The following is a 12,801-nucleotide window of genomic DNA, read 5'->3' as shown; positions in this document are numbered from 1 at the left end:
CTAGATGTTGAGGGTCAGGGAAAAGTGATGACTGCTCAGCTGAAAGCCCTTGTTAAGATACAAGCGATGGGCGGTAAAGCGCTGATGGCCGGAATCCAGATGCACGCCCCGGCAATCGTGGGCTTTGGCATGGGCTATCAGCCAATCGAGCAAAGCGCCGGCGAAGCCTTGCGCAGTCTCGCCGCTTAGCGTGGGCAAATCGTCGATATACAGTATTTTGCCACAGGCCAAAAACTCGGCGAAACGAAAACCCGCCACGCTTTTAACGGCGCCCTGCTGTCTAACAGCCAGAATTTGGTAGGACTGCAGTCGCTGGCGGCGAACCTGGGCTAGAAACTGCTCTTGCTTGAGGTGCGGGCGCAACTCGCTGAACACCGGAAAACAGGCTTGAATTTCCGCGTCGGTATCGGCAATGAAAATATCGAAAGTCATGGCTACGGCTTAATAATCAAAAAAAGGGTGGCTGTTGGCTTGGAACATAATACCAGGTGCAGTTTAAACGCCTACCCGCTTTGCCGGATTAGACGCTATTTACAACGGTCTAACAACTGTCAACATTGACAGCTTATACCGCCATTCTGGTTTACCGGTAAGGATTACCGGACATGGGGTTTCCGTGAACTCAGCCTTTAGGATAAGCTGTCGAACAGATTTAACGACAATAAGCCCATGAAAGCCTGGCAAGAAATTCAACTTCAAGCATTGCAGACCAGCGATAGCGAGCATCAGCTTTTTCAAGCCATTGCAGCGTTCGGTGCGGAATTGGGTTTTGAATATTGCACCTACGGACTCCGGTTGGCGCTGCCGCTGAGCAATCCGAAGATCGTGAAAGTAAGCAATTATCCGTCGGCTTGGCAAGCGCAATATCAGGCCAAAAACTATTGTGCGATCGATCCCACTGTCAAACACGCCCTGCGCTCGCCGCAGCCCATTCTGTGGACGGACGGTTTGTTCGCTTCAACGGCGGCGTTTTGGGAAGAAGCCCGCTCGTTCGGCTTGCGTTACGGTTGGGCGCAATCCATGCGGGATGTCCCCGGCGCCACCGGCATGCTGACGTTGGCGCGATCCGATGAGCCGCTGAGCGAAGCCGAGCTGGCGGACAAGGCTTTTAAAATGGCTTGGTTGACCCAAACTGCGCATATCGCCTTGTCGCGCAGATTATTGCCCAAATTGCTGCCGGAAGCGGATACGAAACTATCAAACCGCGAGATTGCGGTACTACGCTGGACGGCGGATGGCAAAACCGCCGGAGAAATTGCCAATATCATGAAAATTACCGAGCGGACTGTTAATTTTCATATCAGCAATGCTGCGGCGAAATTAAATGCCAGCAACAAAACCGCAGCGGCCGTTAAAGCGGCGCTGCTCGGTTTTTTGTAACAACCATCCAACTGGAGTCCATTCAAGCTTATCCCAACCCAACCGCCGTCACAAAGCGAAACCAAAGCACGCCCAGAATGATGCAGCTTGAAGCCCAAGTCGCAAAGCGATACGGCACCCAGTTTACCGCCATATAAATGACGGCATGGACATACCTGAGTACAACAAAAGCCCAGGCAAGCGCGATTTGAACGGTGTCCACTTCTTTCTCGACAAGCATCAATAGGCAAATCACATAAAAAAGCGCGGGTACTTGCATTAGATTATTGAACGTTCGAGCCGGACGCTCGAATCGATCGTCGGCTGGAACATCCGCCTTGTAATCCGCGAAATACCTGATCGACGCATGTCCTCGAATAACGGCAACATTGCGTGCGACGACCATCGTCAGCCATACCAAAGCCGTCAGCGTAAAGAGCGTGGCCATGGGAGACACAAGCAGCTCCGGTGGAACAGCCCGATGTTCACCGGCTAATAGCCAAAATAACCATGCTGCGACTGATCCGACTATGATGCAAGGAGCCGTGTAAATCCGCGGCAACGAGATATTGGTGGCAGTAGAATTTATTGGCGACATATACGATCTCCTGATGAATGTGGTTTGCGGAATAAGCTTCGATTGATATACTTGCAATATGCAACTAATTATCCCATTTCAATTGCAAAACGCAAGTAAATAAGCCAAATGTCCGACTCGAAACTCGAAACTAGATGCCCAATTGATTATGCCCTTGAAGTGTTCGGAGACCGGTGGACGCTGATCGTACTCCGCGATCTGATGCTAAGTGGCAAACGGCACTACCGGGAGTTGATGACTTCGAAAGAAGGAATCGCAACCAATATTTTGGCTTCGCGACTGAAAAAAATGGAAGCGGACGGACTCGTCATCCGTAAACACAAGCCTGAAGACAAACGCCAAGTGTTTTATGAGCTAACGGAAAAAGCGCTCGATCTGGTGCCTGTGCTACTCGAAATTAGCCGTTGGAGTGTCATTTACGACCAGCATACGGCAGCTCCTCCGGAACTCATGCGCCGCTATCGAGAAGAGCCGCAGCAGCTGATAGCCGATTTGCAGGAAGCGGCACGAATTCGGCAATCCTGATCGTTTTGCAACAAAAACGAAAATCCGGAGGGCCATGGATAATCTGAACAGCGTGAAGCACATCGTTCGTGATCGGTGTGGTTCGTGAATTCAACGCTCCCAATGCCTTCCATCTAAGACTGGTAATTCTGTTCCGTCTGGCTGTTTTTGACCGAACTGATACCTTCTGGCATTTGACCCAATGACAGCTCACATCTCACGTGCATTTGACCTCCCCGTGAAGATTTCGTGACTTTTCCGATTGCACAATGGCCGCGCCATTTGGCATTCATATTAAGGAGAATCACGATGCAAAAAAACCATGCTTTTACGCTGTCGGCGCTGTTGTTAGCGGCCAGTGCGGCACCTTTAAGTTCGGCAGAGGCCGCGCAGGTCACGCTGAGTTTCAGCAATTTATCTGCTGCCAACGGGCCGGCCTTGAGTCCGTTTTTCATCGCCTTGCACGACGGTTCGTTCGACGCGTTCGATGTCGGCACCACTGCGTCGTCGGCCATCGAAGCGATTGCCGAATTAGGCAGCGGCGCCGGTTTGTCGTCGGCATTCGCGGCCAGCAGCGCGGCAGCGGCCGGCGGTTCCAGCGCGACGGTGACCGCGTCGGTCAACGCCTTCGGCCCTGGCATTTTCCTGCCCGGCGCCAAAGGCAGCGTCACCCTGGATCTGGACCCGGTGAAAAACCGTTATCTGAGTTATTTCGCGATGGTGGTGCCGTCCAACGACCGTTTCGTCGGTAACGATTCGCCGACCGAAATCGAATTGTTCGACGCCCAAGGCCATTTCACCGGCGGCACCTTCGTCGAGAACGGCAGCAGCATTTGGGACGCCGGCACCGAACTGGACGGCACCACTGGCGCGGCGTTCCTGGTCGGGTCTAACGCGGCGGATAGCCCGGCGCAAAACGGCACGATTCAGGCCAACCACGACTTCGCGGTCTATGCCGGATTAGGAACGCCGGCCGGTTACAACTTTACCGACCTGCCCGGCGCCAATACGCCGCTGCTGCAAATCAGCGCGGTGTCGCAAGTGCCGGCTCCGGCGGCGGCATGGTTGTTCGGCAGCGCGTTGCCGTTGTTCGGTTGGTTCCGGAAGCGCGCGCCGGTGTCGGCTTTGCCGGCTTGAGGCGGTCGCTTCAACGCAGTGGAGTGCAAAACTAGATTTGTACTCCAGCTTCGCACCGCATCAAAACCCGTCGCCGTAACCCTGATTTTGCAAGCTGGCTGGCGGCTTGCCGGTGGGGAAGCGGGCTTTCAATTCCACCGTCACCGCGAGTTCACCGGCCGGTACGCTGACGATTTGCTCGGCCGTTTGTTCGGCTGCGTCCGGATGCCAAAAGCTCAGGCGGTAGCGGCCCTCCGGCAAATCCAGCGTCCAGCGGCCCTCGGCGTCGGAAACCGCAAGGTAATCGGCATCGCTGACGTAGACGTAACCCAGCATCCAATCGTGAATGTTACAACCCAGCGCGACGATGCCGGGCTGGTCGAAGCGCACCGGTTCGCGCGGCACGCCGCTATAGAGCTTGATCTCAAATCGCTTGGCTGCGGAAAACGAATAGACGTGGTGCTTGATCGCGTCGCTGTTCGGAAAATACACCGGTGTGCCGCTGCGCACCGCCAACACGTGCGGGACAAACTCGCGGCTTTTCTGGTCCAAGGCCATGGCCGCCGGCGCCGGCGGCGCTTTGACCCGGCCGGCGGCATCCAAGGCTTGGGCGGCGACCACCAGATCGGCCAACGGCCGGCCGCCGGCTAAGGCTTTACCCGCCAATTCCGCAGCCGGCGCGACGGCGGCCCAGGCCGTTAAAAAAACAGCCGGTAAGCGACTTGCCACAGTGTGTCCTCCTGATAAGCGGCTTCGCCGCGTTCCTGGCGCGCCGGACGGGCGCTGAAAATGCGGCTGAATTCGACATTCAATTGATGGTGCTGGGCAAAGGTCAGATTGTAATTGACGGTCCAGGCTTGGCCGTGTTCGCCGTTGCGGTCTTGCGGCAGGTAATCGCGTTCGTCGCTACCGAAGCGTTCGTAGCGCACGCTGAAACGGCCATCGCCCAGCGGCCGGCTCAGCAACCAGGATGCCGACCAAAAGCCGACGTCGACCGCGCGCAAATCGCCAAGCAATTCGCCCATGCTGGTTCGCCCGGTCATTGCTTGTGAAATCAAAGTGGTTTCCCAGGGCAATTCGGCTTTGGCGCCCAAACTCCAGAAGCGGGTGTGCCAGCCGTACTGGCCGGCGGACAGCGCGGCCGGATCGGCGTTGTTGTCGTAATACAGCGCGCGCAAGGTGTAACGCTGGGGCCGTTCGGCGGCGATGCCGGCGTAAAAGCCGGGGCGGCCGTCCACTTCGACGAAGGTCTGGCTGGCCTTGGCCTGCTTCGGAAACAGCGCCGGTATGGCGATGCCTTCCGGCAGACGCAGGCGGCCGGTCAACGTGGATTCGAAGTCGTGCAAACTCCAGCCGCGCCAGGCCAACATCAGGCCGGCGGTATCATTGTTGGCCAAACCGGCGCCGAACACGCCGAGTTTGTCGCCGGCTTCGGTCTGGTAATCCACACGTAACTCGCCGCCGAAAGTACGCAATTCCTCGCTGACCCAGGCGTTGATCGTCGACGAACTTAGCGTGTACGGGCTGCTCCAGGCGGTGCCGGTGTTTTCCAACGAAATCGGCGGAAAGAACATGCCCAAGCGCCCGGCCAGACGCCAGCCGGCGGCACCGACCGGCCGGTAGGCCAGATAGGCTTCGGTCAAGTCCAGCGGTGTCGATTGACGGTCGGCGTATTTGACGGTGGCGTTCAGCATCGAATCCCAGTCCAACCGCACCTGCAACGTGGCGGCAGCTTCGTTTACCCTCCAGCGGTCGCGTTCGCCGCCGGCGCGCAGTTTGCCAAGACCGTTCTCCAGCTCGCCCGGCGCGGCGTCGCTGTGTTGGTAGCGCAGGTCCAGCAGGCCGTGCCAGGTCACTTCCGGAAATTGGCCGTCGTCGGCTCGGCAGATCTGCATCATCAAACCGAAAAGCGTCAGCAGAAGAAGCGACTGCATTAGGCAGGGTGGCTTCCAGCTTTGCCGCTGCTGCGGGAACGAGCTTGGCGGGACCGGGAATCGAGCGGCCAATAACAGCATGTTTACGATTTGCCTGTCGCGGTGCGTGTGGAATCAGCCAGCGGTAAGTCGAAGCGAAATTCGCTGCCGACACCCAGGGTGCTATCCACTTGCAAGCGGCCGCCATGCAACTGGGCGATCTTGCCAACTACGATTAGCCCGAAGCCGCCGCCGTCGGCGCGGGCACGGCGGGCCAGCGGTGAGTCCCAATCGCACAAAGTCGGCAGATATTCCGGCGCGATGCCGATGCCGGTATCGCGGACGGCCACCGTTATCCGGCCGCGCGCCGGCCAGGCGTCCAGCCGCACTCGGCCGCCGGGTGGGGTGTGGCGTAAGGCGTTGTCGATCAGATTGGTCAGCAGGCGCTCGATCAGGCCAATGTCGGCGCTGACGAGAGGTAAGTCCGGGCGCAGTTCGGCTTGCAAGCTGACACCGCGCTGCTCGGCTTGCAGCCGGTATTTTTGGGCGACGTCCTGCAGCAATTCGGCGAGATTGAAGGGCTCGGGACTCAGGCTGGCGTCGTCGCATTCCAGCTTGGCCAGTTCGAACAGTTCCTGCGCCAGCCGGCTGACTTTTTCGGTCTGGCGCAGCGCGGTGTCCAGAAAATGCTGCTGTTCGGTGGCCGGCAAGGTATCGGCCTTGCGCTGCATGGTTTCGAGAAAAGCGCGTAACGCAGCCAACGGCGTGCGTAAATCGTGCGACATCGAAGCCACCAACTCGCGGCGTTCCTGGTCTTTTTGGCGCAGTTCGCCCAGTTGGCCGGCCAGTTGGGCGGCGCGAACGAAGGTATCGGCCAGTCTGCCCAATTCGTCGTTGCGGCCGGTCAGCGGCGAGGCAGCGAAATCGCCGTTGACCGCTCGTTCGCCGGCACCGGCCAAGGCCCGTAGCGGCCGCGACAGATTGCGGGCGATGACCACGCTGCCAGCCAGCGTCGTCAACAGGCCGAGCAGCAACACCCCGGCCGCCAGTAACAGCATATGGCGGTAGCCGGCGAAGGCATCGGTGAACTTGATTTGCAGCAATGCGGCGACGCCTTGATCGCCGCCGGCCGCCGGCAACGTCAGTATGCGGCCGAGGTAGCGGCCTTGCGCGGTATCGACCGTGGCCGCCAGCGCCCGGTTGGTCGAGCTGTGCAGCAAGGCCAGGGCCGCGTCCGGTGCCGACGCGGCCAGCAGGCGGCCGCCGTCGGCACTGAGTTCGGCCAAACCGATGTGCAGCGGCAATAGCGAGTTTTGCCGAAATCGGGCGATACGCTGCTCGTCGACAGCCTGCGCCACCGCCACCCAGCCCACCGGCAGCGGCGCCGACACCGGCACCAGCGCCCATTCCTGCAAGCGGCCGTCCAACACGCCGAACCAGACCAGTGAGCGGGTGGCGTCGGTGTTTGCCAAGGCTTGCGCATACGGAAACGGCTGGCCTTGCCACTGGCCGGCGCTATCGGCGAGCACCTGAAATTGTGGATCGATAAACAAGCCGCGTTGGGCGTGGATGCGCAGCAGCAGGTTTTCCAAGGCCGAGGCGATGGTGGCCGGGTCGCCGCCGGTGACGGTGCTGCGAAACCCAAAATCGGCGACCAGCAAGCCGGCCTCGCCGGCGACTCGTTCGGCGCGTTCGACCAGCAGTTGCCGGAAGGCTTGCTCGGCGTAGCGCAAGTCCTGGTCGAGTTGGTGCAACAGGTTGTCTCGCACCGCCACGTAAATGCACGCCACCGTCAGCGCCTGCACCGCGACGAACAGCGCCGCGAACAATAGAGCGATGCGGCTTTGGAAGCTCAGCGTCATGCGTCGGCGGTGTCCGCTTCGGCAAACTTGTAACCAACGCCCCACACCGTCAGTATTCGCGCCGGTTTGGCCGGATCGGCTTCGATTTTGGCGCGTAAGCGATTGATGTGGGAGTTGACGGTATGTTCGTAGCCGTCGTGGTTGTAGCCCCAGACCTGGTTCAACAGTTCCAGCCGGGTGAACATACGGCCCGGATGGCGAGCGAAGAAATGCAGCAAGTCGAATTCGCGGGCGGTCAGCGCCAGCGTTTGGCCGTCCAAAACCACCGTGCGGCTTTGCACATCGATCCGCAAACCGTGAGCGACCAGAACGGCATCTGCTTGAATGGCGATGGGTTCACTCAACGCCGCCACCCGCCGCAACAGCGCCCGTACTCTAGCGACCACCTCGGCCAATGCAAACGGTTTGACGATGTAGTCGTCGGCGCCCATTTCCAAACCCACCACCCGTTGCACGTCGCTGGATTTGGAACTGACGATGATGATGGGGGTATAAACCGGCCCAGCCCGCACCCGCCGGCAAATTTCCAAGCCGTCCACACCGGGCAGCATGACGTCCAGCAGCAACAAGTCGTAACGATTGCCGGCAATCGCGGCCAGCGCGGCCTCGCCGTCGGCCGCCCAATCCACGCTGTAGCCTTCCTCGCGCAAATTGGCGGCCAGCAGGCCGGCAATGTCGGGATCGTCTTCGACCAGGAGCAGGTGTTTCGTAGGCGGCATGGTTGGCGGTTTTAGACAAAATAAAGCTGATTATCGGCCAAGCGGAGCCGTAAATCTAATCACGAAATTATCACGGCGGCATCAGTTCTCGACAAATTCGCCGAATTTGCCAACCAAACGTTAAGAAATGGGAACGAGCCCGAGCGGCCGCATGCACTGGGCAAGCACATGACGAATGCGCGGGTAAACCAAATGCCGTCTCGCACTTGGCTTATCGATCCGCGGCGTTTGGGAGTGTCATGCTTCTCGCCAGTTCGACGAGCTTGCAAACCGTTCGCCAATTGCGGCCGATCATCGCCACACCAAGGCGCTTTTCGGCCTGGGCCGCCAGTTTCGAGCGGCCGATTCCTTCCGGTGCATGCAGGTAGAAAACTAGATCGATCAGACTAAACCGTTCGCTGTCTTTCTAGATGGCAGCCAGCGCGGCCAGGTCGGGGTTGGCCGGTGCGGACAGCAAAAAATTCAGGTGCAATGTATCGGGCTGGGTTTCCGCGTCGGGAAAGGGATAGGTCCGCACGGCCTGTTCCAGTTCCGCTAGTTCCAGCAATACTAACTGCGGCTCGATCTGTTAGCGTTGTTTTATTGCACGCAGATTCGAATTACTAAAAATGCTCAGCTAGTTTATCGTTTGATCGGCACTATAGCTTCTGTTAGCATCCCATCATGATTAACGTCCTCCCAACCCTGCTGGCTATTATTACCACCATTTCAACAATGGTGGGTTAGCACGTTTACTTTCTACTGCAACCCGCCCTGAGGCGGGTTCAATATTGCCTGTCTCTTGGTGCCTTAACCTACCAAGGAGATCGATATGGCTTACCATCCACTTAAACAAATTATCGAAGCTGCTGACAAAGCAATCACTGAAGAGGACTTCGTTACCTTGATGGCTTTCTACGCAGACAATGCAACGCTCGTCATCAAGCCAGGCTTGATTGCTACAGGCAAGGAACAAATCCATAAGGCGTTCCTCGCGATCACCGAATATTTCAACCATAGTCTTGTGGTCAAACAAGGCGCGATGCATGTCATTCAGAGCGGAAATACGGCTCTAGTGATCATGGAAACCGTTCTGGAAACGGCGGATGCTGCCGGTGTAGCGAATTGCATGTCAAGGCGCGCCACCTATGTCTTTCGGGAAGACCCTGTCGGCAAGTGGCTTTGTGTTATCGATAATTCGTATGGCACTGACTTACTGGGAGCCATATAAAATGCCAAAGCTACTGCCAACATTGCATCTGCTCTGCGGAAAAATCGCCTCTGGCAAATCGACATTGGCAAAGGAACTGGCCAAGACGCCGGACACGGTGATCCTCAGCGAGGACACTTGGCTTGTACATCTATATCCAGACGACATCAAGACTGTGGCGGACTATGTTCGATGTGCTTCGAATTTGCGTGACGCGATCGGTCCACACGTGACCGATTTGCTTCGAATAGGTGTGTCCGTGGTATTGGATTTTCCAGCCAACACCGTCGCAAACCGAAAATGGATGAGATCTCTTATCGACAGAGCCGAATCAAGGCATGTGTTGCATTTTCTTGATGTATCGGACGACAAATGCTTGACACGTTTACGTGCGAGAAACGCGTCTGGCACTCACGCTTTTGTAGTGGCTGATACCGAATTTGACCTAATCACAAGTTTCTTCGTCGCCCCTCAGCAGGAAGAGGGGTTCAACATTATTCGATATTAGGTGTTCTGAATCAGTCTAAATGACGTATCACTGTCGTGTCCGTTTTGCTTTTGCGTTTTTTACGTTGGGCTCTACGCGCGGCGTCGTACGAGCGCCGCGCCCACAGAACGGCCTGCTCCCGGTCTTCCATAAACTCGGCCGGCGCTTGGTAATATGACATTTTCGTCATTTTGCCTTCCCGCTGATATTCGAATGGCGCAAGCCCCTGTTCCTCGAAAAATTTGGCATTCTCGGCATCCGCCTTGAGATACAGAGTATCGTCCGCCACCAGCGCGAACATCAAGCCATCGTGGTAGACACCATAGCCCCCAAACATCTTACGGATCTGAATGGTGCCGAACAGTTCGAACATTTCGGGCAGATAGGCGATAAATTCACTCATCGGCATACCTTATTGCTGGATGATGGCAAGCTTGAGAACACTCATTAAACCCTAACTGGCAACTGTTAATCCTAAAGGTTTTGCTCATTTCTTCCGCAATAAATACCCGGAATAAGCCACAAATTCTTGACCATTAATCGTCTCCAGCCGCACGGTTTCCTGCATGCCCCGCCCCAGCCCAAGAATGACGGCGGCGTTTTCCGATACCGGTGCAATCGGGAGGGTCAGATTATTCAGGTCGAATGTGGGAATGGAATACTCCAGCATCAAAAAACCGTCCCGCTCGCGTAGCGCGCATTTTTCCGGAACCATCGCCTCGCCTTCGGCAAGATTCACAATCTCGTATTCACCCAGACGGCTACGCATGGCGGCGGGAATCGGTACGGGTTGGATTTTCTCGCCCAATACAAAGGTTTGGCCGTGCCAATGGGCCAACGCCAGATCATGGCCGTCGACATGCCGTATCGACAAGCCAACCTCGGCCAGCTGCTTTGGTTGTATTGGAATCAAGCCCAGCAGTTTGTAGCGAATGCCGAATTTGCCATCGTCCCTGCCGACCAAATCCATACTGCTGCCGTTCAGTTCGGTGACCAAGGTGTCGCCATCGGCTGTTAACTTGATGTAGCCTAACGCGGTTGCATACTGCCCTGCCCCCAATTGTTGCTCTTGCGCGGTTAAGCCGCGTGTTTCGATTTCAGGCGTTTCGGCGTCCTCCAGCAGCGGCTGGCCGGTTTTTATCGCAACCGCCAGTTTTAGTGCCTTATCGGTGACTTTGTCGATCGAGTCGCCGGTGGGCGGGGAATTCGCCAGCACGACCACGCCTAGCTTGTGTTCCGGCAGCACCGTCAGCAGGCTACGGTGAAAAAGCGTTGCTCCGCCGTGTGCGGCCACATCGCCGATACCGGGCTTGCTGGTCAAGAACCAGCCCAAACCGATTTTATTGCCCACATCCAGCGCCACATCCTGGTTTTGCTGGCGCAGCATTTCATTTAGGGTTTCCGGCTTCAATAGTTGCCGGCCATTGGCTTTGCCGTCCGCCAAGACCATGGCGATAAAACGGCTTAGATCCAAAACATCGGCATTCAATCCGCCGGCCGGCATATCGCGCAGTGCCACTTCGGCCTTTTCCTGATCACTCTTATAGGCTTTGGAAGTCAGTTCTCCCGATATGCCCGGCGCAAATGCCGCATTGGTCATACCAAGCGGTTTTAACAGCTGCCGGTCGGCATAACGGCTGAAATCCTCGCCGGTCAGCCGTTCCAACATCGTCCCTAATAAAGTGATGCCCAGATTCGAATAGGCCCAGATGCGATTGGGCGGATAGGCGGCGTATTCGTCTTTCAGCGTGTCGACCAGCTGACTGAACGGCGCCGGGTTGTTAGTCCACATGCCATTGCCTCTATCACCCGGCAAACCGGAATGATGGGTCATGATGTTGCGCGGCGTTATCGGTCCGGCATCCTGGAAGCGACTTTTGATGGCAAAATTCGGCAGATAGGTTTGTAGCGGCTGATCAATATCCAGCTTGCCCTGCTCCGCCAGTTGCATGACCAGCGTATCGGTGAAGAGCTTGGAGATGGAGCCGGTTCGATAAACCGTTTCCGGTGTGGCGACAATCCGGTTGTCTTGATCGGCATAACCAAAACCTTGCGCCCAAACGACCTGCTGATCGTCGACCACGGCAATACTCAAACCTTCCACGTCCTGTTCGGACATTTCCTGTTCAATCAACCATGTTAGATGAGTCTTGAGGTAGCTGTAATCGCCGCGTGCTACGTTATTCGATTTTAGCGGCGGCGAACCGGCGCAAGCGCTGAGCAAAAGCAATATCGCGCTTAAACAAGTCAAATAGGTTTTCATCTGATCCTTGAAGGGGTGGTCATCAATTAGTCGGCCAGCAAGATTACAAGCCGTGTGTTTGCTGCTTTGAGGCTGTTACCGGAGCTGATTTTAGTGGGTGGATGGTATTAGGCGAGCCGATTGCAGTCAAACGTTTTGACAGAGCTGCCTTGAGCCTACGCGAAGGCAGACTCTTGCATTGGAAGTAGTTGCGCGTTGAATGATAATTGCGGCGTTCATTTTTTGTGTAACGGTTTGAGTCAGTGATTTGCCATGTTTGCAAACTCTGCCCAGCAGTGGATTCGGAATGATCATGGCCCACCCCCCACCGGAAACGCCGTCTTATCCACGACCCGCCGTAACAAGAAGCTACGGTCGCGCCGGGAATGCCGGCAACCGCCGCCTCGAATGTGTTGAAACGTTCCGACGTGTGTTGGTCTATCGGAATGTGGCTCAAGGCCATCAGTGTCAGACCCAAGGCTTTGGCATCCAACAAGGCCCGATAGCCGACGCTCAGGCGCCCTCCTCCACCGCTCGCACCCGCCGCAGGCAGGGTGATGCCGACAGGCCTATGCGGTCGGCCAGTTCCTGTTTGCTGATGAGGCCGTCGGCTTGCAGTCTGACCGCGTCGCCCGGCGCACTGTTTAGCGGCGTCAATCGCTTATCGGTCGACTAAAAACAGCCCCCCGTCACTACGGTTTTCGGTTAGCGACAGACAATATCAACGACTTTGCTCATCTCTGCAATTTCATTGGGGGCTGTTGCCATTTTGTCATAATCCCTTTGAAAATCGATTGGCGAGCCATATTGAT

At 56.7% G+C, this 12,801-nt stretch carries 15 protein-coding genes; 5 read left to right on the top strand and 10 right to left on the bottom strand.

Features of this window, described 5'->3' with window-relative positions:
• Positions 1–432 (bottom strand): GNAT family N-acetyltransferase, encoded by a 432-nt coding sequence (locus CWO84_RS08930; RefSeq protein ID WP_101052366.1) that lies wholly within the window; start codon positions 430–432, stop codon positions 1–3.
• Positions 433–669: 237 nt separating this feature from the next.
• On the opposite strand from CWO84_RS08930, the gene CWO84_RS08925 reads away from it, so the two are divergent.
• Entirely contained in the window at positions 670–1,380 is a 711-nt protein-coding gene (locus CWO84_RS08925; RefSeq protein ID WP_101052365.1) for an autoinducer binding domain-containing protein, read from the top strand.
• Between the two features lie 28 nt (positions 1,381–1,408).
• On the opposite strand, the gene CWO84_RS08920 is transcribed toward CWO84_RS08925, so the two are convergent.
• Positions 1,409–1,957: an MAPEG family protein gene (locus CWO84_RS08920; protein ID WP_033158708.1), complete on the bottom strand. Its 549-nt coding sequence runs from the start codon at positions 1,955–1,957 to the stop codon at positions 1,409–1,411.
• A gap of 108 nt (positions 1,958–2,065) precedes the next feature.
• Between CWO84_RS08920 and CWO84_RS08915 the strand changes: the two genes are divergently transcribed.
• Both CWO84_RS08915 and CWO84_RS08910 read left to right on the top strand, forming a co-directional pair.
• Positions 2,066–2,482 carry a helix-turn-helix domain-containing protein gene (locus CWO84_RS08915; RefSeq protein WP_033158709.1) on the top strand — a complete coding sequence of 139 codons (417 nt, stop codon included), beginning with the start codon at positions 2,066–2,068 and terminating at the stop codon, positions 2,480–2,482.
• Between the two features lie 288 nt (positions 2,483–2,770).
• Complete coding sequence (locus tag CWO84_RS08910) at positions 2,771–3,598, top strand: spondin domain-containing protein (RefSeq protein WP_051670385.1); 828 nt, start codon at positions 2,771–2,773, stop codon at positions 3,596–3,598.
• Between the two features lie 60 nt (positions 3,599–3,658).
• On the opposite strand, the gene CWO84_RS08905 is transcribed toward CWO84_RS08910, so the two are convergent.
• The 5 genes from CWO84_RS08905 to CWO84_RS24360 all read right to left on the bottom strand — a co-directional run bounded on the left by CWO84_RS08905 (position 3,659) and on the right by CWO84_RS24360 (position 8,618).
• Complete coding sequence (locus CWO84_RS08905; protein ID WP_051670387.1) at positions 3,659–4,306, bottom strand: methylamine utilization protein; 648 nt, start codon at positions 4,304–4,306, stop codon at positions 3,659–3,661.
• Positions 4,276–5,511: a hypothetical protein gene (locus tag CWO84_RS08900; protein WP_129871396.1), complete on the bottom strand. Its 1,236-nt coding sequence runs from the start codon at positions 5,509–5,511 to the stop codon at positions 4,276–4,278. Before CWO84_RS08900 ends, CWO84_RS08905 begins: the two co-directional genes overlap by 31 nt.
• A gap of 83 nt (positions 5,512–5,594) precedes the next feature.
• Positions 5,595–7,352: an ATP-binding protein gene (locus CWO84_RS08895; protein WP_051670389.1), complete on the bottom strand. Its 1,758-nt coding sequence runs from the start codon at positions 7,350–7,352 to the stop codon at positions 5,595–5,597.
• Positions 7,349–8,071, bottom strand: a complete 723-nt coding sequence (locus CWO84_RS08890; RefSeq protein ID WP_033158711.1) for a response regulator transcription factor — start codon at positions 8,069–8,071, stop codon at positions 7,349–7,351. The genes CWO84_RS08895 and CWO84_RS08890 overlap by 4 nt, the downstream gene beginning before the upstream one ends.
• Before the next feature lie 406 nt (positions 8,072–8,477).
• Positions 8,478–8,618 carry a DUF1697 domain-containing protein gene (locus CWO84_RS24360; protein ID WP_165385959.1) on the bottom strand — a complete coding sequence of 47 codons (141 nt, stop codon included), beginning with the start codon at positions 8,616–8,618 and terminating at the stop codon, positions 8,478–8,480.
• Between the two features lie 264 nt (positions 8,619–8,882).
• On the opposite strand from CWO84_RS24360, the gene CWO84_RS08885 reads away from it, so the two are divergent.
• On the top strand, positions 8,883–9,281 hold the full coding sequence (locus CWO84_RS08885; RefSeq protein WP_033158712.1) for a nuclear transport factor 2 family protein: 399 nt from the start codon (positions 8,883–8,885) through the stop codon (positions 9,279–9,281).
• A gap of 1 nt (position 9,282) precedes the next feature.
• Positions 9,283–9,768 (top strand): ATP-binding protein, encoded by a 486-nt coding sequence (locus CWO84_RS08880; RefSeq protein ID WP_033158713.1) that lies wholly within the window; start codon positions 9,283–9,285, stop codon positions 9,766–9,768.
• 10 nt (positions 9,769–9,778) lie between these two features.
• On the opposite strand, the gene CWO84_RS08875 is transcribed toward CWO84_RS08880, so the two are convergent.
• The 3 genes from CWO84_RS08875 to CWO84_RS24900 all read right to left on the bottom strand — a co-directional run bounded on the left by CWO84_RS08875 (position 9,779) and on the right by CWO84_RS24900 (position 12,646).
• Positions 9,779–10,150, bottom strand: coding sequence for a TfoX/Sxy family protein (locus CWO84_RS08875; RefSeq protein WP_033158739.1), 372 nt, complete (start codon positions 10,148–10,150; stop codon positions 9,779–9,781).
• Between the two features lie 84 nt (positions 10,151–10,234).
• A complete protein-coding gene (locus CWO84_RS08870) occupies positions 10,235–12,010 on the bottom strand; it encodes a serine hydrolase domain-containing protein (protein WP_033158714.1) in 1,776 nt (591 codons plus the stop codon).
• 492 nt (positions 12,011–12,502) lie between these two features.
• A complete protein-coding gene (locus tag CWO84_RS24900; RefSeq protein WP_343221727.1) occupies positions 12,503–12,646 on the bottom strand; it encodes a winged helix-turn-helix domain-containing protein in 144 nt (47 codons plus the stop codon).
• Positions 12,647–12,801: the final 155 nt, after the last annotated feature.

The sequence above is a fragment of the Methylomonas sp. Kb3 genome (assembly GCF_002834115.1).
GTDB lineage: Bacteria > Pseudomonadota > Gammaproteobacteria > Methylococcales > Methylomonadaceae > Methylomonas > Methylomonas defluvii.
Note: the sequence above shows the minus strand (reverse complement) of the source record. Positions and strands in the feature narration are given on the sequence as shown.